This is a genomic window from Tsukamurella conjunctivitidis (assembly GCF_007858475.1).
In the GTDB taxonomy this organism is placed as follows: Bacteria; Actinomycetota; Actinomycetes; order Mycobacteriales; family Mycobacteriaceae; genus Tsukamurella; species Tsukamurella conjunctivitidis.
This window is the reverse complement of the sequence record NZ_VIGX01000001.1, coordinates 338563-357904: the sequence shown is the minus strand read 5'-3', so window position 1 is coordinate 357904 and position 19342 is coordinate 338563. Positions and strand designations below refer to the sequence as shown.

13 protein-coding genes are annotated in these 19342 nt (G+C 72.8%); 4 read left to right on the top strand and 9 right to left on the bottom strand.

What is annotated here, in order from left to right; translation table 11 throughout:
• Positions 1 to 2: 2 nt before the first annotated feature.
• The 6 genes from FK530_RS01645 to FK530_RS01620 are packed head-to-tail and all read right to left on the bottom strand — an operon-like array spanning position 3 to position 6344.
• Positions 3 to 1082, bottom strand: coding sequence for an isochorismate synthase (locus tag FK530_RS01645; protein WP_146485238.1), 1080 nt, complete (start codon positions 1080 to 1082; stop codon positions 3 to 5).
• Positions 1079 to 1702: an isochorismatase family protein gene (locus FK530_RS01640; protein ID WP_146485237.1), complete on the bottom strand. Its 624-nt coding sequence runs from the start codon at positions 1700 to 1702 to the stop codon at positions 1079 to 1081. The genes FK530_RS01645 and FK530_RS01640 overlap by 4 nt, the downstream gene beginning before the upstream one ends.
• Positions 1699 to 3354: a (2,3-dihydroxybenzoyl)adenylate synthase gene (locus tag FK530_RS01635; protein ID WP_146485236.1), complete on the bottom strand. Its 1656-nt coding sequence runs from the start codon at positions 3352 to 3354 to the stop codon at positions 1699 to 1701. The genes FK530_RS01640 and FK530_RS01635 overlap by 4 nt, the downstream gene beginning before the upstream one ends.
• A complete protein-coding gene (locus FK530_RS01630) occupies positions 3351 to 4100 on the bottom strand; it encodes an SDR family oxidoreductase (RefSeq protein WP_146485235.1) in 750 nt (249 codons plus the stop codon). Before FK530_RS01630 ends, FK530_RS01635 begins: the two co-directional genes overlap by 4 nt.
• Positions 4101 to 4116: 16 nt before the next feature.
• Positions 4117 to 5052: a methionyl-tRNA formyltransferase gene (locus FK530_RS01625; RefSeq protein WP_146485617.1), complete on the bottom strand. Its 936-nt coding sequence runs from the start codon at positions 5050 to 5052 to the stop codon at positions 4117 to 4119.
• Complete coding sequence (locus FK530_RS01620; protein ID WP_146485234.1) at positions 5052 to 6344, bottom strand: lysine N(6)-hydroxylase/L-ornithine N(5)-oxygenase family protein; 1293 nt, start codon at positions 6342 to 6344, stop codon at positions 5052 to 5054. Before FK530_RS01620 ends, FK530_RS01625 begins: the two co-directional genes overlap by 1 nt.
• Before the next feature lie 117 nt (positions 6345 to 6461).
• Between FK530_RS01620 and FK530_RS01615 the strand changes: the two genes are divergently transcribed.
• Positions 6462 to 7493 carry an iron-siderophore ABC transporter substrate-binding protein gene (locus tag FK530_RS01615; RefSeq protein ID WP_231706452.1) on the top strand — a complete coding sequence of 344 codons (1032 nt, stop codon included), beginning with the start codon at positions 6462 to 6464 and terminating at the stop codon, positions 7491 to 7493.
• Positions 7494 to 7539: 46 nt separating this feature from the next.
• Here FK530_RS01615 and FK530_RS01610 read toward each other — a convergent pair whose 3' ends face one another.
• Positions 7540 to 8436 carry a siderophore-interacting protein gene (locus tag FK530_RS01610; RefSeq protein WP_146485233.1) on the bottom strand — a complete coding sequence of 299 codons (897 nt, stop codon included), beginning with the start codon at positions 8434 to 8436 and terminating at the stop codon, positions 7540 to 7542.
• On the bottom strand, positions 8433 to 9059 hold the full coding sequence (locus tag FK530_RS01605; RefSeq protein ID WP_146485232.1) for a GNAT family N-acetyltransferase: 627 nt from the start codon (positions 9057 to 9059) through the stop codon (positions 8433 to 8435). The genes FK530_RS01610 and FK530_RS01605 overlap by 4 nt, the downstream gene beginning before the upstream one ends.
• A gap of 77 nt (positions 9060 to 9136) precedes the next feature.
• Here FK530_RS01605 and FK530_RS01600 point away from each other — a divergent pair, with 77 nt between their 5' ends.
• From FK530_RS01600 to FK530_RS01590, 3 genes are read left to right on the top strand one after another with little or no spacing between them, the layout of a single operon-like run.
• Positions 9137 to 9373, top strand: coding sequence for a phosphopantetheine-binding protein (locus tag FK530_RS01600; protein ID WP_146485231.1), 237 nt, complete (start codon positions 9137 to 9139; stop codon positions 9371 to 9373).
• Entirely contained in the window at positions 9370 to 9570 is a 201-nt protein-coding gene (locus FK530_RS01595) for an MbtH family protein (protein ID WP_146485230.1), read from the top strand. Before FK530_RS01600 ends, FK530_RS01595 begins: the two co-directional genes overlap by 4 nt.
• Before the next feature lie 27 nt (positions 9571 to 9597).
• Positions 9598 to 18201: a non-ribosomal peptide synthetase gene (locus FK530_RS01590; RefSeq protein ID WP_146485229.1), complete on the top strand. Its 8604-nt coding sequence runs from the start codon at positions 9598 to 9600 to the stop codon at positions 18199 to 18201.
• Positions 18202 to 18310: 109 nt separating this feature from the next.
• On the opposite strand, the gene FK530_RS01585 is transcribed toward FK530_RS01590, so the two are convergent.
• Positions 18311 to 19300, bottom strand: coding sequence for a Fe2+-enterobactin ABC transporter substrate-binding protein (locus tag FK530_RS01585; RefSeq protein ID WP_146485228.1), 990 nt, complete (start codon positions 19298 to 19300; stop codon positions 18311 to 18313).
• Positions 19301 to 19342: the final 42 nt, after the last annotated feature.

Below are 19342 nucleotides of genomic sequence, written 5' to 3'. Positions count from 1 at the left end.
CCTCAGCTCCGCGCGGTCTCGGTGAGCCGGAACGGGCCCAGCACGGTGCGCAGCTTGTTGCGGGTCTCCGCCAGCTCGGCCTGCGGGTCCGAGGCGCCGACGATGCCGCCGCCCGCGTAGGCGCGCAGCCGCGCACCGTCGAGCTCGGCGCACCGGATGCTGACGCGCCAGTTCCCGTCGCCGTTCGCGGTCGTCCAGCCGACGGCCCCGGCGTAGAAGCCCCGCTCGCCCTCGATGTCGGCGATGGCGCCCGCGGCGGTGCGCCGCGGGAAGCCGCAGACCGCGGGCGTCGGGTGCAGCGCCAGGGCGAGGTCGAGCGCGGTGGTCGACGGATCGGCCAGGCGGCCCTCGATCTTCGTGCCGAGGTGCCACACGGGCCCGGCCCGGGTGACCGACGGTGCGGCGGGCACGTCGAGTTCCGCGCACAGCGGCGCGAGCGCGGACGCGATCTCGTCGACGACGTAGGCGTGCTCCTCGCGGTCCTTCGGCGAGTCCAGCAGCCCGTCGGGCGAGGTCGCGGTGCCCGCGAAGGGATGACAGAAGACGGTGCCGCCCATGCGGCCGACGAGGATCTCGGGGCTCGAACCGACCAGCCAGCGGCCGCGGTAGTCCTCCCCCGCGGCGCCGAGATCCACGGCGAAGGCGTTGCCCTCGAGGTCGCGCTGCTCCAGCGCGGCGGCCACGGCGATCGGGTCGAGCGGCGCGTCGGCCTCGAAGTCGACGGCGCGCGCCAGCACGACCTTAAGCAGCTCGGAGTCGTCGATGAGCGCGATGGCGCGGCGCACCCGGTCGACGTGCTCGGCCGGCGCGGGGTGCTGCGCGGTCTGGGTCAGCGTCGGCAGCTCGGCGTCGGTGCCGGCGGCCCGGGCATCGGCCACGTCACCGAAGTGCTCGGGCACCGTCAACGCGGCGGGATCGGCCAGGTCGAAGGGCAGCGCACCCACCACGGCGGGCGCGGTACCGGCGCGCAGCGCGGCCGCCGCGGCGTGCGGATCGGTGAAGGTCGCGGCGGTGCCGCGCGCCGCCAGGCGCTGTCCGGCCGCGGTCAGCAGGAAGTGCTGATGGTCGCTCTCCTGATTCATCGCAATGCCTCCAGAACCTTGGCTGTGGTCTCCACTCTGCCGCATCGGCCCGACACGTAGGTGAGAGCGCCCGCGTGATCCTCGGCGGAGAAGTCGGCGACGGCGTCGCGCACCACGTAGGGCTGCACGTCGCGCATGAAGGCGTCGAGCGCCGTGGTCATGATCCCGATGTGCGCGTAGATGCCCACGATCACGAGCTGATCGCGGCCCCAGGCCCGCATCCGCTCGGCGAGGTCCGACTTGGCGAAGGCGCTGTAGCGCCACTTGGTGAGCAGGATGTCGTCGTCGGCGGGGGTCAGCTCGCCGATGATGTCCTGGTTCGCCGTCTTCAGGCCCGGCCCCCAGAAATCTGTGAGCAGGGCCCGCTCCTCCGGGTCCTGATCGCCCGGCTGCGCCGTGTAGACGACGGGGACGCCGGCGGCGCGGGCCTCGGCGCGCAGCGCCACGATGTTCGGCACGACGGTGCGCAGCGGCTCCGCGTCGCGCTCGAAAGGCCCCACGAAGTGCTCCTGCATGTCGTGGATCAGGAGCACCGAGCGCGACGGCTCGACCGTCCAGTCGACGGTGTCGACGCACTCGATCTCGGGCAGGTCGTAGACGACCGTCTTCGGCAGGCTCACAGCTTCTCCTCGTTCGTGCGCGCCTCGTCCTCGTGCCGGAGGCGATCCGCCAGCGCGCGCCGCAGTTCGCGGCGACTGATCTTGCCGACGCCCGTCGTGGGGAATTCGTCGACGAACTCCACCCTGTCGGGCACCTTGTACTCGGCCACCCCGCGCGAGCGGACGAACTTCTTCAGCTCGGGCACGGTGGGCCGCTCGCCCTCGCCCGTGAGGACGACGGCGCAGGTCCGCTCCCCCAGGAAGTCGTCGGCCACGGCCACGACGGCCGCGTCGAGGACGAGCGGGTGGGCGATGAGGTGGTTCTCCACCTCCTCGGCGGCGATCTTCTCGCCGCCGCGGTTGATCTGGTCCTTGGCGCGGCCCTCGACCACCAGGTGGCCGCTCGGCAGCCGCCGCACGATGTCGCCGGTACGGTAGAAGCCCTCCGCGTCGAAGGACTCGGCGTCCACGCCGCCCAGGTAGCCGCGAATGGTGTACGGCCCGCGGGTCCACAGCAGCCCCGGCTCACCGGGCGCGACGGGCGTGCCGTCCTCGTCGAGGACGCGCACCTCGTCGTCGGGCGAGATCGCGCGGCCCTGCGTGCCGAGCACGAGCTCCTCGGGGTCGTCGTCGCGCGTGTAGTTGACCAGGCCCTCGGCCATCCCGAAGACCTGCTGCAGGCGGCAGCCGAGTTCGGGCGTCACGCGGCGCGCGGCCTCGGGCGGGAACTTGGCGCCGCCCACCTGCAGGACGTCCAGGCTGGACAGGTCGGCGGTCGTGCCCGGCACCGCCTGCAGCCAGAGCATCGCGAGCGGCGGCACGAGCGAGGTCATGGTCACCCGCTCGGCCTCGATCAGGGGAAAGGCCTTCGACGGTGCGGGGTCCGTCCCGAGCACGACGGTGCCGCCCGCCCACAGCACCCCGAGGATGCCGGGGCTGCTCATCGGGAAGTTGTGCGCCACGGGCAGGACCACCAGGAAGCGCGTGCCGGGTCCGAGGCCGCAGATCTTCGCGGACTCGCGCACCGAGTACAGGTAGTCCGCGTGCGTCCGCGGGATCAGCTTCGGCACACCCGTGGTGCCGCCGGAGAGCTGCAGGAAGGCCAGGGATTCCGGGTCGACGGTGACGGGCGTCCCGTTCGCGGCGTCGTCTTCGCCGACGCCGAACGGATCGTCGTCGACGACGAGCGCCTCGACGCCGGTCTCCGCGGCGACCTCGGCGGCGAGGCCGCGGTGGTCGAAGCGGCTGATGGTCGCCGCCGTGATCAGGGCTTTCGCCCCGGACGTCTTCACGAAGTGCACGAGCTCGCTGCGCCGGTGCGCGGGCAGCGCGAAGACGGGCACCGCGCCGATCCGGAACAGCCCGAACAGCACGGTGACGAAGTCGGCGGTGTTCGGCAGCTGCAGCACGACGCGATCGCCCTCGGCGATGCCGCGGGCGCGGAGCCCGGCGGCCACGTCCGCGGCTGCGGCGTCGAGACCGCGGTAGCTCAGCCGGACGACCGCGCCGGCGCGGTCCTCGGCGACGAGCGCCTCGGCGTCGCCGAAGCGGGCCGCCGCGTCGGGCAGGAAGTCCGCGAAGGTCTCTGAAGTCCAGTAACCCGCCGCGCGGTACCGCGCGGCGAACTCGGGCGGAAAGAACCGGGGAAGGAATCCGGTCTGCGTGCTGGTCATACGGTGGCGCCTCCGTCGACGGTGAGTACCTGCGCGGTCACGTGCCGCGCGTCGGGCGAGAGCAGGTAGTCGATCGCCCCGGCGATGTCCTCGGGATCGGCGATGCGCCCCAACGGGATCGCGAGCCGGTGCCGCGACAGATCGCCCGCGATCGCCGCCTCGGCGGCGGCCGCGCCGCCGAAGGCCGTCTGCATGGGGGTGGCGGTGGAACCGGGGGCGACCACGTTGATCCGCACGCCGCTGCCGGCCAGTTCCAGGGCGAGCGTCAGGGTCGCGTTGTGCGCGGCGGCTTTCGACGCCCCGTAGGCGCCCAGGCCCACCCGTGGGCCGTTGCCCGCGTTGGAGCCGACGACCACCGCAGCGCCCGCGCTCCGGTCCGCCATGCGGCGGGCGGCGGCGGTGAGCACGTTCACCGTGCCCGTCAGGTTCACGGCCAGCGCCGCGGCCCAGTCCGCCGAGGCGGTCTCGAGGATCGGCCCGGCCACCAGGACGCCCGCGCAGTGCGCGAGCGCATCGACCGGCCCGCCCGCCGTCTCCGCGGCGTCGAGGGCGGCCTCGACGGCGCCGGCGTCGGTCACGTCGACGACGTGCGAGGTGACCGTGCCGCCCGCGGCGGTGACGGCCCGCGCGGTGGCGACCAGGCCGTCCGCGTCGCGGTCGGCGAGTGCGACGGGCCCGCGGCGCGCGAGCCGCAGGGCCGTCGCGGCGCCGATCCCGGAGGCGGCGCCGGTGATGAATGCGTGCATGTCCCGAATCCCCGGTTCAGCCGAGGTAGGCGCCGGAGTCGCCCAAGATCTTCGCGGCGGGGTGCTCGGCGCCGTCCTCCGTGCGGACGGTCTCGACGATCAGCGCCGGGTTCCCGGCGCGCCACGCGTCGGGGCCGGCGACGACGGCGATGCCGTCACCGTCGGGAACGCAGACGCGACCGGGCGTGCCCCCGTAGCGCTTGGTGGAGACGGAAGCCGCGGTGATCGCCAGGCGCTGGCCGCGGAAGATCGTGTGTGCGTTGGGGTACGGATCCGACTGCGCGCGGATGAGCCGCTCGATCGCGTCGGCGGGCCAGGACCAGTCGATGCGACTGTCGGCGTCGGAGCGCTTGTGGAAGTATGTCGCGGCTGCGGGATCCTGCGGGATCGGCTGGGCCGTACCGGCTTCCAGCTCGCCGAGCGAGCGCGCCACCAGCGGGCCGATCAGATCGACGGTGCGGTGGAATAGGTCGACGGTGCGGTCGGTCGGGCCGACGGCGACGGACTCCTGCGCGATGATCGGGCCGGTGTCCAGCCCCTCGTCCATCAGGTGCGCGGTGACGCCCACGTGGGTCTCACCGTTGATGAGCGCCCAGATCAGCGGCGAGAACCCGGCGTACTTCGGGAGCAGCGAGTCGTGGATGTTGAGGGTGCCGAGGCGGGGCATCGAATAGATCGACTTCGGCAACCAGGTGCGCCAGTTGTTGGCGACGATGATGTCCGGCTCGGCAGCCGAAACCGCCTCGAAGAGGGCCTCGTCGGGCTTCTTCGCGAGATGCACCGGCACACCGCGGGACGCGGCGAGCTCCTCGACGGAGTCGTTCCACATCATCTCGTACGGATTGTTCGAGACGGGGTGGGTCACAGCGAGTGCGACCTCGTGGCCGGCATCGAGGACGGCGGACAGTGTGCGGTGGCCCCAGGTCTGGAAGCCGAAGGTGACGACGCGCATCATGCTCCCTTCGCGACGGTGGTCAAGGTGGTGTCGGCGACGATCCCGTCGAGGATCTCGCCGGCGCGGACGGCGACGTTCGACAGCAGCGTCGAGCCGAGGCCGTGGGTGGATTCGGTGGCGCCCTGGACGTACAGGCCGTCGAGCCGCTCGTCATCGAGGGACAGTACGTAGTCGCGTCCGACGCGCAGCCTTTCGGGCGCGACGTCCCACCCGGAGAGCACGTCGGTGACGCCGATCGAACGGAAGCCGGTGGCGCACACCACGGCGGAGTAGTCCTGGCCGCTCGTCGCATCGGCGATACGGTCGCGCAGGGTGACCCGCACGCCCGTCTCGGACGCCACTGCCGAGGTGACGACGGTGGCGGGGCGCATCAGCAGGCGGCGATGGCCGGAGACCTTCTCCTGGTACTCGACGGCGTAGAGCTCGTTGATCAGCTCGAGGTCGACGCAGCCGTAGTTGGTGGTGGCGTGCCGCGTCATCAGTTCGCTCCGCACCTCGGCGGGAGCATCGTAGAAGTCGTCGACGGCATCCGGATCGAAGACCTTGTTGGCGTACGGACTGTCGTCGGCGGGTTGGAAGCCGTACGAGTTGAAGACGCTCTCCACCACCGCGTTCGGGTAGGTGCGGTGCAGGTACTGCGCGACCTCGGCGGCACTCTGCCCGCCGCCCACGACCAGGAAGCGGTGCGGTGCAGCGGGATCCAGGTCCGCCGACGCGAGGTGCTCGAGCAGCCGGTGATTGTGGAACAGGCGGGGACCTGCGTGGGCCCACTCGGGCAGCCGCTCACGCAGGCCGGTCGCCACGACGACGGACCGGGCGCGCAGGGTGCCGTCCCCGTCGGGCCCGGTGTACCGGACGAGCCACCGCGCACCGTCGACGACGGGGTCCACGCGCTCGATCGCCGTGACGGTGGTGCCGTAGTCGATCCGCGCGGAGACGCTCTCGGCGACCCAGGAGAGGTAGTCGGTGAACTCGACGCGCGTCGGGAAGAAGGTCTGGTGGTTGATGAAGTCGACGAGCCTGCCGCGCGCCTCGAGGTAGCTCAGGAACGTGAACGGGCTGCGCGGGTTGCGGAGCGTCACCAGGTCCTTGAGGAAGGCGATCTGCATGGTGGCGCCGTCGAGGAGCATGCCCGGATGCCAGGCGAACGACGGCTTGCGTTCGAGGATCGCCATCGAGAGCGGCGGCAGACCCGTCCGGTTCCGCTCATCGAGGGCCGCGGCCAGCCCCAGATTCGACGGTCCGGCCCCGATCCCGACCACATCGGCGATCGCGTGCTGCTGTCCCATGTATCTCCCTCGTCGATAATCTGGATAGGATAGGCATACCTGAAACAAGCGACTGTTCGCCAGTCGTGCGAACGTCTGTGTCCATCGACACAGGCCGCTCACCGAAGAGGAGAAACCGTGTTCGGGTCTTCCCGCATCACTCGCACCGCCCTTGCCCTCGCCACCGCCGCCGCCCTGGTCACGGGCGCCGCAGCGTGCGGGTCGGGCTCGTCGAACAACGAGCACGCGCAGCACGACGCGGGCTTCCCCGTGTCGATCACCTCCGCGCTCGGCACGACCGAGATCACGGCGCGACCCGAGCGCGTGGTCACCCTGGGCTGGGGCAGCACCGAGGCGGCGATCGCGCTGGGCGTGACTCCGGTGGGCATGCGCGACATGAAGTCGGAGCTCGGCAAGGACGGCGGCGGCATCATGCCGTGGGTGCAGGAGAAGCTCGGCGACGCCAAGCCGGTCCTGCTGCCCGAGTCGAGCCAGTCGCTGCCGCTCGAGCAGATCGCCGCCCTCAAGCCCGACGTGATCCTCTCGGTGCAGGCGGGCCTCACCGCCGACCAGTACGCACAGTTGAGCAAGATCGCGCCCACCGTCGCGCAGCCGGGCCGCAACTGGCAGACCTCGTGGCAGGACCAGACCACGCTGGTCGGGAAGGCCCTGGGCCGCGAGGCCGAGGCGAAGACGCTGATCGCGGAGACCGACAAGCGGATCGCCGAGGTCAAGGCCGCACACCCGGAGTTCGCCGGCAAGACCGTCGCTGCCGCCAGCGGCACCATGACGGAGAGCCTCAACTTCTACTTCGACACCGATCCGCGGGTGCAGCTCCTGCAGGGCTTCGGCTTCACCGTCCTGCCCGAGCTGGCGGCCCTGCGCGAGGCCACCCCTCCCGGCAAGTTCGCGGCGCCGGTGAGCTGGGAGAACGTGCCGAAGTACAACGCCGACGTGCTCACCTCGTGGTACCTCGACGCCGCGAAGCGCGAGGCGACGGAGGCCAACCCGTCGTTCACGAGCCTGAAGGCCGTGCAGCGCAAGGCCTATGTGCCGCTGACCGATCCGCCGCTCGTCTACGCAGTCAGCTCGCCCAACGTGCTCGACCTGCCGTGGCTGCTGGATCGATACGTGCCCCTGCTCTCGGCCGCCGCGAAGAACGCGGGCTGAGCCCGCGCGGCGCCGCCGGACCGCACGGCCCGGCGGCGCCACCGCGCTACAGGCCCGCAGCCTCGAGGGCCTGCTCGTAGAGGTCGGTGGCCTCGTCGCGGGACTTGCCCGCGGCGAGGGCATCGGCGAAGACCGCGCGCAGACGCTCCTCGCCCGCGGCTTCGAAACGTTTGGTCCAGGCCTCGGCGTCGTGCCGCCAGTAGCCCACCACGTCGGCGCGGTCGCGCGCCCACCCGAGGCCACGCACGTGCTTCTTCGCGGCGCGGGTGTCCGCCGCCTCCCCCGCGAGCCACAGGTACCCGTCGGTCGGCAGGTCGACGGTGCGCAGCACCTCCGGCAGGCGGCTGGGCGCCGCACCGTTCCCCGTGCCGAGGACCTCGATCACCTCCGTGCCGGGCCGCTCGGGCAGATAGGCGATCTCGCTGCGGTCGAGGACCTCCGCGATCACCGTCACGTCCACGCCCTCCGGCGTCTCCTCCAGGATGCGGGCGAGCGCGGGCAGGGCCGCGAGATCGCCGGCGAGGACGTGGCGCGAGGCGTCGGCGGACGGCGCGTACCAGGAGCGCGGGCCGGCGGCGAGCAGCCGCCAGCCGGGGCGGGCGGCGCGGAACCAGTCGATGGCCGGCCCGTGGCCGTGCTCGGCCACGTCGACGAGCATGCGTCGGGTCGCCGGGTCGTAGGCGCGCACCGAGTAGTTGCGGTGGCCGAGGCTGCGCTCCGGATCGGCGATCTCCCACCCACCGAGCGCGCCCGGATCGTCCGAGGGCCTGGCGTGGAGTTCCTCGCCGTCGGGCGAGAAGTAGAAGGCGATCGACTCGTCACCGGGCGCGATGGGGACGTAGCCCCCGGCGGTGCCGCCGCCCACCTCGAACTCGAGGCGCAGCAGGTTCTCCGCGACCTGCGAGGTCGCGGTGAGGGTGAGGACGAAATCGTTCCACTTCATGATTCACTCCGAAGGTCGGGCCGCGGCGCGAACTTCTCGCGCTCCGCGGCGAACAGGACGGCGGTCTTGTGCGGCAACTCGACGACACCGAGGCGGGTCATGCCCAGCGACGCACCCACGCCGACGGCGGCCGCGTTCCGGACGTCGGGTTCGGTGAGCATCCGTCGGCACGCGGGGTCCGCGCGGAAGCCGGCGGTCATGAGTGCGGCGCCGATGCGGGCGCCCCATCCGCCGCCCCGGTGGGCCGGAGAGCCGATCGCGAGGTGCACGCCCACGTCGTGCGGGTCCGAGTCGTAGCACCGGGCCACCACGTCGGCGTGGGCGCGGTAGAGCTCGGCGTAGGCGATGTCCGCACCGCCGCGGCCGACGAGGACGGGCACCGAGTACGTTCCCGCGAGTTGCTCGATCAGGTGGCGGCGCCATTGCTCGCGGGGCCACGCCTGCCCCCATCCGGCGGCGACCTCCGGGGTGTTCATCCACCCGTGCACGACGTCGAGGTCGGACGAGTCCGGATCGACGACCCGCAGGTCGAAGCCCGGCAGATCGAGCCCGGCGAGGAAGTCGCCGATCGGCGGGTGCTCACGGCCCTCGAGCCGCCGGCCGACCGTCGCGTGGTCCAGCATGCGTGACCCCCAATAGCGAAGTGTAGGCTTACCTACCTGATCGCACCGCAGATTACCCCAAGGAGACGGTTTCCGATATGTCCACCTCACCGCTGACCGCAGACCGCGTGCGCGCCGACGTCGCCGAGCTGCTGCAGGTGCCCGCAGAGTCGATCGCGGACGACGACAACCTCTTCGACCTGGGCCTCGACTCGGTGCGGGTGATGACGCTGATCCAGCGCTGGCGCGACGCGGGTGCCGCCGACCTCGAGTTCCCGGACCTCGCGGAGCAGCCGGAACTGGCGCACTGGCAGCAGCTCGTGGTGGGCGGATGAACCCGTTCGACGAGCCGGACGCCGGCTTCCTCGTGCTCCGCAACGACCTCGCACAGCGCTCGCTGTGGCCGCGCTTCGCCGAGGTGCCCGCGGGCTGGACCGTCGAGTTCGGTCCCGCCTCCCGCGAGGACTGCCGCGACCACATCGAGGCCGTGTGGACGGACCTCCGTCCGCAGCGCGCCGAACTTTCCCGCTAGCCGAACCACCGCCCAGGAGCCCCCGACGTGACCCTCGCAGAGGCCGCCCCTTCGCCTGCTCCGGCCGGCACCGACGCACCTGACCTGCTGCCGCTCACGGCGGCTCAGCTCGGGATCTGGAACGCCCAACGGCTGGAACCGGATTCGCCCTACTACGTGGTGGGCGACGTGCTGGAGATCGCGGGCGACGGCCCGATCGACGTCGACGCGCTGCGTGCGGCGATCGCGCGCACCGTCGCCGAGGCGGGCAGCCTGCGCCTGCGGGTGGTCGAGACCCCGGACGGGCCGCGGCAGTGGATCGATGGTGCCGCCGAGCTCGAGCCGGACGTCGTCGACCTGCGGGGCGAGGCCGATCCGCATGCGGCGGCGGAGGAGGCGATCACCGCCGAACGCGCCCGCCTGGCGGCGCACTGCGCGGCGATGACCGACCGGGACCTCTTCGCCTTCCGCATCCTGCGCCTGTCGGACACCGAGGTCTGGTACACCCAGCTCGGTCACCACCTGGTCTTCGACGGCTACTCCGCCGCGATGCTCTCGCGGCGCGTCGCGGCCCACTACACGGCACTGCTGTCCGGCGCCGAGCCGCCGAAGTCGCCGTTCGGCTCCTTCGCCGATTTCGTGGCGGCCGATCGCGAGTACCGGGAGAGCGAGCGGCACGAGACCGACCGCGCCTACTGGCGCGACGAGCTGACTCCCCTGCCGGAGCTGCCGGAGCGCCCCGGCTTCGACGGTCCGGCGGGCGCGGTGCACGTGGCCCGTACCGAGTTGTCCCCCGAGGTCTTCGACGCCCTGCGCCGCGTGGCGGACGAGTCCGGAACCACGTGGGGCGAAGCGCTGATCGGCTGCTACGCCGCCTTCCTGCACCGCGCGCTCGGCGAGTCCGACGTGGTCTTCGCGATGCCGCTCATGTGCCGCAGCGGCGGTGTCGCCCTGCGCACCCCCGCCATGGCGGTGAACGTGCTCCCACTGCGCATCGCGGTGCGGGCCGAGGATCGCCTGGCGGACCTGAGCACCCGGGTGGCGGAGGCGATGCGCCGCATGCGGAAGCATCAGCGCTACCGCGGCGAGGACCTGCCCCGCGATCTGGGCGCCCCGAACGTGGGCGCGCTGCTGCACGGTCGCGGCATCAACCTCAAGGCGTTCGACCTGACGCTGGACTTCGCGGGCTCCGCGGGCACCATGCGCAATGTGGCGGGCGGACCGCCGGAGGACTACGGGCTCAGCGTGATCCCCACGGCCGGCGCCGGGAGCGGAGCGAGCGGGCCGAATCATCACGGTGGCGGGCTCCTCGTGGGCTTCGAGGTGGACGCGCGGTCCGCATCGGCCGAGCAGGTGCAGGGCCGCCTGGACACCGTGACTGCGCTCATCACCGCGCTGACCTCCACCGAGGCACCCGCGCTCGGCGAGGTCGAGCTGCTTCCCGCCGACCTGCGGGACGCGCTCATCGACCGGGCCCGCACCCCGGAATCGCCGCATTCCGCCCAGGTCGTCCCGGACGCGCTCGACGCGCAGGCCCGACGCGATCCCGCGGCGATCGCCCTGGTTCACAGCGACGAGCGGCTCACCTTCGGGGAGCTGGCCGATCGCGTGCACCGCACCGCGCGGCTGCTACGCGCGGAGGGCATCGGCGCCGAGGACGTGGTGGCACTCGCGCTACCGCGGAGCGTCGACCTGGTCGTCGCGCTGCTGGCGGTGCTCGACGCGGGTGCCGCGTACCAGTACCTGGACCCCGCGCACCCCGCCGCGCGGCACGCGGAACTCGTCGAGGATTCGCGGCCCGCGCTTCTCCTCACCGTGTCCGGTTCCGTTGCGCCCGAGGGTGCTCCGTCGCTGCAGCTCGACGACGCGGGAGTCCGCGCGCGTCTCGACGCCCTGTCGGGCGACCCGCTCGCCGAGTCCGAGCTCGCCGCGCCGCGGCACCCGGACCACCTCGCGTACGTCATCCACACCTCCGGCTCCACCGGTCGTCCGAAGGGCGTCGCGGCCCGCGTCGGCGGCCTCACCAGCCTGCTGCGGCACCATCGCGCGACACTGGCGGACCTCGCGACCGCGGGCGAGCCAGGTCGGCGCCTGCAATGCGCGCACACCTACTCCTTCTCCTTCGACGCCTCCCTCGACCAGCTGCTGTGGCTGCTGAGCGGCCACGCACTGCACCTCTACGACACCGACACGGCCCGGGACGCGGACGCGCTCCTGGCCGCCTACCGCGCCGACCGGATCGACGTGGTGGACACGACCCCGTCGATGGCGGCCCCGCTGATCGACGCCGGGCTGCTCGACGGCGATCACCGTCCGGCGCTGCTCATCCTGGGCGGCGAGGCGACCGGGCCCGCGCTGTGGCGGCGGATCGCGGACACCGGCGTGCCCGCGGTGAACGTCTACGGCCCCACCGAGGCCGCGGTGGACGCCACCGCCGCGATCGTGACCGGCGAGACGCCCGTCATCGGCCGAGCGGTTCCCGGCACCGCGGCCTACGCGCTCGACGCTGCGCTGCAACCGGTCCGGGACGGCGAGATCGGCGAGCTGTACCTCGCCGGGCCGCACCTGGCTCGCGGCTACCTGAATCTGCCCGCCGCGACCGCCGAGCGGTTCGTCGCGGATCCCTTCGGCGAGCCCGGTTCCCGCATGTACCGCACCGGCGACCGCGTGCGCTGGCACGGCGGCGGTACCGACGGCAGCGGCTACGAGTACCTCGGCCGCGGCGACGGCCAGGTCAAGATCCGCGGCTACCGGATCGAGCTGGCGGAGGTCGAGACCGCGTTGGCCGCCGTCGCGGGCGTCACGAGCGCCGCGGCCCTGGTCCGCACCGACGCCGGCCGGGACCGCCTGGTGGGCTACGTGACCGGCGCCGTGACCGCCGACGGCGTGCGGGAGGCGCTGGCCGCCGCCGTGCCCGACCACATGGTGCCGTCCGCGGTGATGGTGCTCGACGAGCTGCCGGTGACGATCAACGGCAAGCTCGACCGCGCCGCCCTCCCGGCGCCCGCCGCCGCGTCCGGCGGTCGCGCCCCGCGCACCGACCGCGAACGCACCCTGTGCGCGGTGGTCGCGGCCGCCTTCGCCGTCGCCGAGGTGAGCGTCGACGACGACTTCTTCAGCCTGGGCGGCGACAGCATCAGCGCCATCACCGTCTGTAGCGAGTTGCGGGCCCAGGGCCTGGAGATCCGGCCCCGGGACTTCCTCTCCGGCAGCAGTTTCGCGACGCTCGCGGCCATTGCGACGGAGACCGAGGAGCAGGAGGCGGGCCCCGTCGTTCCGGCCGAGGGAGAGTTCCCCGCGCCGCCGATCGTGGCCGCGCTCCTGGAGCTCAACCCCGACCCGCGCGACCTCGCGGGCTACGCACAGTGGATCGCCCCCGAGCTGCCCGCCGGCGCGACTCCCTCCTCTGTGCGGACCGCACTCGAGTCCGTCGTCGCGGCGCATCCCGCACTGCGGCTGCGCCTCTCGGGCTCGCGGACACTCACGATCGACGAGGCGGCCCCGCCGCTCGAGGTAGGCGAGAGCACCGGCACCGTCGACGCCGCGGCCGCCGAGCTGGCCGCCGAACTCGACCCCGCGACCGGCGTCGTGCTGCGCTCCCGGATCGTGCACGGCGAGGGCGGCCCGGACCGGCTGGTCCTGGTGATCCATCACCTCGCGGTCGACGGGGTCTCCTGGCGCGTCCTGCTCGACGACCTGCCGCAGGCGCACCGCGACGCGGCGGAGGGCCGCACCCCCGCCGTCCGCGCCGAGGCCACGCCCTGGCGCGCCCACGCGCTCGCGCTGGCGGAACAGGGCGAGAGCGGTGTGTACCGCGGCGAACTCGAACACTGGCGGACCGCGCTCGCCGATGCCGAGCGGCTCGGCGACCGTCTGATCGATCCCACCGTCGATCGGGTCGGCACTGCCGTGACCACGCACACCCGCACCGCGGCGCCCGTCGCGGCGGCGGTCACGACGACCTTGGCGAGCGCGTATCGCGCCAACGCGGAGGAGACGCTCCTCGCCGCGCTCGCGCTGGCGCTGCGCCTGCGCCGACGACGCGCGGGAACCGCGGGACCGTCGGCCGCGACGGTCACCGTCGAGGGCCACGGGCGCGAGCAGGTGCTCCGCTCCGCCGATCTCGCGCGCACCGTCGGCTGGTTCACCGTGGAACACCCGGTCCGCCTGCCGCTCCCGGCGGGGGACGCGGACCTCGACGAGGCCCTCGCCGGCGGCGGCGCCGCCGGCCGGCTCGTCCGCGCCGTCAAGGAGGCCCGCCGGGGCGTGCCCGGCCAAGGCGTCGGCTACGGCGTCCTCCGGCACCTCGACCCCGGAGCCGGGCCCCTCGGGGACGCGCCGGACGTGGTCTTCAACTACCTCGGCCGCTTCACCGCGCCCGACCGCGGCTGGCGGCTGCCGGGCGAGACGCCCTTCTCCGTCGTCGATCCCGCGGGCAAGGCGCTCGAGCAGGTGCTCGCCATCAACTGCTTCGACGGCGACGACGGGCTCACCGTCGAGTGGACGGCCGCGGGCGGGGTCCTCGGCGCCGCCGCGGTCGCCGAGCTGCAGGAGTGCTGGTCGCAGGCACTGGGGGCGCTCGCCGCGCACGCGGAGCGCATCGGGCCCGACGGTGGCGGTCTCACCCCGTCGGACCTGCCCCTGGTGACGCTGGACCAGGCGGACATCGACCTGCTGGAGCAGGACGGTCCGATCGCCGACGTGCTGCCCGCCACCGCGCTCCAGGTGGGCCTCGCGTACCACTCGCAGGTGCTCGCCGACGGCGAGCCCGACGTCTACGTGGTGCAGGCCGCGACGTACCTCGACGGCCCCGTCGACCCGGACCGGATGGCGGCGGCCGCCGCGGAGCTGCTGCGCCGCGTGCCCTCCTTGCGGACCCGCCTCGGCTACACCACCTCCTCCGATGTGGTGCAGGTGGTTCCGGAGACCGTCGCCCCCGATTTCACCTTCGTCGACCTCTCCGACCGTCCCGACCCGGCGGCGGAGTTCGCCGCGATCGCCGCGGCTGAGCAGGCGCGCCGCTTCGATCCGTCGAAGGCCCCGCTGATCCGGTTCCTGCTGTGCCGCACGGGCCCGCGGAGCCATCGCCTGGCCCTGACCAATCACCACTCGCTGCTCGACGGCTGGTCCATGCCGATCGCGGGCCGCACCCTGCTCGCGATCTACGCCGAGTTGGGCGGCGGCCCAGCGGCGCCCGGCTCGGCACCGCTCGACGGCTACTACCGCTGGCGCGCGGAGCGGGACGTCCCCGCGGCCCGCTCCGCCTGGGCCGAGGAGCTCGCCGGGCTCGAGGCGCCGACGCTCCTCGCCTCCACCGGTTCCGGCGCCGCGGACGCGGCGCCCGAGCGGATCCTGGTCGAGCTCGACGAGGGCCTGACCGATGGACTCACCGAGCTCGCGCGCAGCCGCGGCGTGACGCTCACGAGCGTGCTGCACACCGCGTGGGGCCTGCTGCTGGGCCGCCTGACCGGCCGCCGCGACGTGGTCTTCGGGTGCCCCGTCTCCGGCCGTCCGGTGGAGGTGCCCGAGGTGGGCACCATGGTCGGGCAGCTCGGCGAGTCCATCGCGATCCGCGTGCGGGCGACCCCTGAGCAGCCGGTCGGCGAGGTGCTGGCCGACGTCCATCACCGTGCCCTGGCCCTCTCCGATCACCACCACCTGGGCCTGGTCGAGATCACCCGCGCCGCGGGCCTCGGGGAGCTCTTCGACACCATGGTGGTCACGGAGAACTTCCCGCTCTCCGACCGGCAGGTGCAGCCCGTCGAGCCCGGTCTCGACCTCACCGGCGTCGACATCACCGACGCCACTCACTACCCCCTCACCGTGGTGGTCCTGCCCGGCGAGCGCCTGACGCTGGGCCTCGGTTACCGCGCCGACGTGCTCTCCGCGGACACGATGCGGGCGTACGGCCGGTGGCTCACCGAGGTGCTGCGCGCCGTCGTCTCCGCGCCCGACACCCCGGTCGGGGCGATCGGGACGCTGCCCGCCGAGGAGCGAGCGGCGATGCTGGCGCTGGGTGACGTACCGCTGCGCGGCCGGTACGGGCCGCTGCTCGAGGTCTTCGGCGGGCACGTCGCCGCGAACCCCGACCATCCGGCGGTGGTGTGCGAGGACCGGCAGCTGACCTACCGGGAACTGGACGAGGCCGCGAACCGTCTCGCGCACCGCCTGCTCGCCGGCGGCGTGCGGCCGCAGGACGTCGTCGCGGTCTTCGCCGAGCGCGGGCTGCCCTGGTACGTCGGGGTCTTCGGCGTGCTCAAGGCCGGGGCTGTCTACCTTCCGCTCGACCCGTCGTACCCCGCGGCGCGCTTGCAGTTCCTCCTGGAGGACGCGGCACCGTCGGCCGTGCTGACCTGCGGCGAGGTGCCGGAGGCCAGCACCGCCTCCGTGCCCGACGGGGTGCCGGTGCACGCCGTGGACCCGTGGGACACGACCGGCGAGGCGACCGACCCGGCGCACGCCCGGGAGGGGCTCACGCCGGACGCCCTGGCGTACATCATCTACACTTCCGGGACCACCGGCCGGCCGAAGGGCGTCGCGGTGAGTCACCGCGGCCTCCCCGACCTCATGGCCTTCGTGATGGAGGCCTTGGGCTTCCGCGCGGACGAGCGCGTGCTGCAGACCGGCTCGCCCAGCTTCGACATCTCGGTGCTGCAGGTGCTGGGGCCGCTGATGGCGGGCGCCACCTCGGTGATCGCCCCCGACGCGGTGCGCGTGCCCGGCGACGAGCTGCTGGAGTACATCGAGCAGCAGCGCGTCTCGGTGATCAACCTGCTGCCGTCGTTCCTCGCGGCGATGCCCGATCACGCCGAGGTCGACCCGTCGGTGATCTTCATGGTGGGCGCCGAGCGCCTCGACCCGGAGCTCGCCGACCATTGGGGACGGGGCCGCCGTGCCCTGTTCAACTGCTACGGTCCGACCGAGGCGACGATCAACGCCGTCACCTGGCACTACGTACCCGACGATCCGGGACCGCTGCCGATCGGCCGGCCCGATCCGAATCTGCCCTGCTACGTGCTCGACGAGGGCCTCAACCCGGTGGGGACGGGCGTGCTCGGTGAGCTGTACCTGGCGGGCGATTCGTTGGCGCAGGGCTACCTGCACCGCCCCGATCTCACTGCCGCGACCTTCGTCGCGAATCCCTTCGGCGCGCCGGGTTCCCGGATGTACCGCACGGGTGACCTGGTCGCGTGGCGCGAGGACGGGAACCTCTCCTTCCACGGCCGCGCCGATCACCAGGTGAAGATCCGCGGCCTGCGGATCGAGCTGGGCGAGATCGAGACCGCGCTGGCGCGGCAGCCCGGCGTCCGCGCCGCATCGGTCCTCGTGCGCGACGACCGGCTCGTCGGCTACCTGGTGCGCAACGACGGTGCCGAGCCCGACCCCGAGGCGATCCGCACCGCCCTCGGCGCGGAGCTGCCCGCGCACATGGTGCCCGCGGCGTACGTCGTCCTGGACCGGCTTCCGCTGGGCCCCACCGGGAAGCTGGACCGGGACGCGCTGCCCGCCCCCGCCGCCCGCGCCGACGCCGGCCCGGATCGCGCGCCCGAGACGCCGGCCGAGGACGCGCTCCTCACGGTGTTCCGCGAGCTGCTCGGCACGGACGAGGTGCGCCTGTCCGACGACTTCGCGGAGCTGGGCGGCGACTCGCTGGTCTCGCTGCAGGTGGTCTCCCGCGCCCGCCGGCGGGGCTTCGAGCTCAGCGCCCGCGACGTCCTGGAGGGTCGTTCGATCGCCGGGATCGCCGCGCGGGCGGTTGCGTCGGCGATCCCGGAGGGGCCGTCGGGCAGCGACTTCGAGCAGTTCCTCGACGTTCTCCGGCTCGGCGGGACCGACGCTCCCGATGTCTTCACCGGCCGGCATCCGGCGAAGGTCGGCGTGCACACCTTCGGCGGCCAGATCCTGGCGCAGGCGATCGTGGCCTCGGCCGCGACGCTGCCCGAGACCGGCGAATCCCTGCCGCTGCACGCCGCGCACACGCACTTCGTCGAGCTCGGCGCCGTGACGCAGGACCTCACCTACCGGGTGACGCGCCTGCGGGACGGCCGGACCGCGGCGAACCGTCAGGTCACCGTCGAACAGGACGGACGGATCCTCGCCGTCATGACGCTCGCCTATCAGGCCGACGCACCGAACCCGCTGGAGCACGACGACACCGCACCGGAGGCGGGCGACCCACTGGCCCTGCCGACGATGGCGGAGCGGTTCGCCGGCCACGAGTCGCGCCTGCGCGCCCTCGTGGACGCCTCGCACCCGATCGAGATGCGCTTCGCCTCGGCCCCGGTGTGGGAGAAGCGTGGGGCCGAGGGTGCGACGAGCCGGAACCTGGTGTGGATGCGCACCGACGGATCGCTCCCCGCCGATCAGGTGCTCCACGACGCCGCGCTGGCGTGGGCGTCCGACCTGACCGTGCAGGATCCGATCATCGCGCGGCACGGCCTCGCCTGGGGCTACGACCGGGTGGGCGCGGCGACGCTGAACCAGTCGCTGTGGTTCCATCGGCACACGCGGTTCGACGAGTTCCACCTGCTGGCTGTGGATTCCCCCGTCGCGCGCGGTGGGCGCGGCCTGTCCACCGGTCACTTCTACGCCGGCGGCGAGTTGGTCGCGACGGTGACGCAGGAGGCCATGGTGCAGGTCCACCCGGACTGAATCCTCCTGGGGCGCGGGCTACAGAGCGCGCGCCCCGGAGATGCCCAGGAGAAGGCGAACAGCCGCGGCCGGATGATCCGGGCCGCGGCTGTTCGCGTGATGGAGCTGGTTACTTCTTGAACATCTTCTCGACGACGTCGAGCGTGGCCATGGCCTTGTCGAAGTCGGGGCGCTGCACCCAGTAGGGCAGGTCGAAGGCCCGGTTCGCGGCGAAGGCCGGGAGCGAGGCGTAGACCGGCTGCGAGCGCAGCGAGTTCGCGTCGAAGGTCTGGCCGCTGAAGCCGACGATGAAGACCGAGGGCTGCGTCACCGTGCTCGGCAGCGCCTCCTGGGTGATCTCGTAGGAATCGCCACCGGCGGTGTACGGCTTGAACTTGCCGCTCGCGAAGATCGGCGCCGGCTCGATGCCGAGCTTGGCGAACTCCGCGGGCACGCCGCGGTTCTCGATCAGGCCGTAGGCCTTGCCCTGGGCGGTCATCGAAAGGAAGGCCACGGGGCCCGGGGGCGGCGTGATGGCCGCCTTCACCTGCGCGACGCGGTCGTCGTACTTCTTCACGGCGTCCTGGTACACCTGCGGCTGGTCGAAGGCCTTCGCCAGGAACTCGAACTGCTGGTTCCAGCTCTCCAGCTTGTTGTCGACCACGAGGGTCGGTGCGATCTCCTTGAGCCGGTCGTAGGCGTCGTTGGTCTGCTTGAACGGGAAGCCCAGGCCGCCACCGACGATCAGATCCGGCTTCTCGGCGGCGATCGCCTCGATGTTGTAGCCCCCGGCGGGCCAGTGCATGAATTTCGTGCCCGCCTTGGTGAAGTCGTCCTTCCACGCATCGAAGGGCTGCGCCTTCGCGGGATCGCGGTCGGTGTACTCGGTGACCATCGAGACCACGGGCAGGCCGAGGTCGTAGAGGTAGCCCGCGAGGTTGTAGTTCAGCAGCACGACCCGCTTCGGCTTCGCGGGGATCGTCACGTCACCCTTGACGGTGCTGACGGTGCGCGTCGCGTTCGCGTCCGCGGTGGAGTCGGACGAGCCGCCTCCGCCGCAGCCGGCGACCAGACCGACGGCACACAGGATGGCGACGAGGTATCGCACATGCTTGGCCATGGAGTAGCCCTTTCTCCGTATATTTAGGACAGGCTTATCAAA

Excerpts from the sequence above, each read along its gene's own strand:
- FK530_RS01645 (WP_146485238.1), bottom strand. The coding sequence starts at position 1,082 with ATGAATCAGGAGAGCGACCATCAGCACTTCCTGCTGACCGCGGCCGGA.
- FK530_RS01635 (WP_146485236.1), bottom strand. The coding sequence starts at position 3,354 with ATGACCAGCACGCAGACCGGATTCCTTCCCCGGTTCTTTCCGCCCGAG.
- FK530_RS01630 (WP_146485235.1), bottom strand. The coding sequence starts at position 4,100 with ATGCACGCATTCATCACCGGCGCCGCCTCCGGGATCGGCGCCGCGACG.
- FK530_RS01625 (WP_146485617.1), bottom strand. The coding sequence starts at position 5,052 with ATGCGCGTCGTCACCTTCGGCTTCCAGACCTGGGGCCACCGCACACTG.
- FK530_RS01620 (WP_146485234.1), bottom strand. The coding sequence starts at position 6,344 with ATGGGACAGCAGCACGCGATCGCCGATGTGGTCGGGATCGGGGCCGGA.
- FK530_RS01610 (WP_146485233.1), bottom strand. The coding sequence starts at position 8,436 with ATGAAGTGGAACGATTTCGTCCTCACCCTCACCGCGACCTCGCAGGTC.
- FK530_RS01605 (WP_146485232.1), bottom strand. The coding sequence starts at position 9,059 with ATGCTGGACCACGCGACGGTCGGCCGGCGGCTCGAGGGCCGTGAGCAC.
- FK530_RS01600 (WP_146485231.1), top strand. The coding sequence starts at position 9,137 with ATGTCCACCTCACCGCTGACCGCAGACCGCGTGCGCGCCGACGTCGCC.
- FK530_RS01595 (WP_146485230.1), top strand. The coding sequence starts at position 9,370 with ATGAACCCGTTCGACGAGCCGGACGCCGGCTTCCTCGTGCTCCGCAAC.
- FK530_RS01585 (WP_146485228.1), bottom strand. The coding sequence starts at position 19,300 with ATGGCCAAGCATGTGCGATACCTCGTCGCCATCCTGTGTGCCGTCGGT.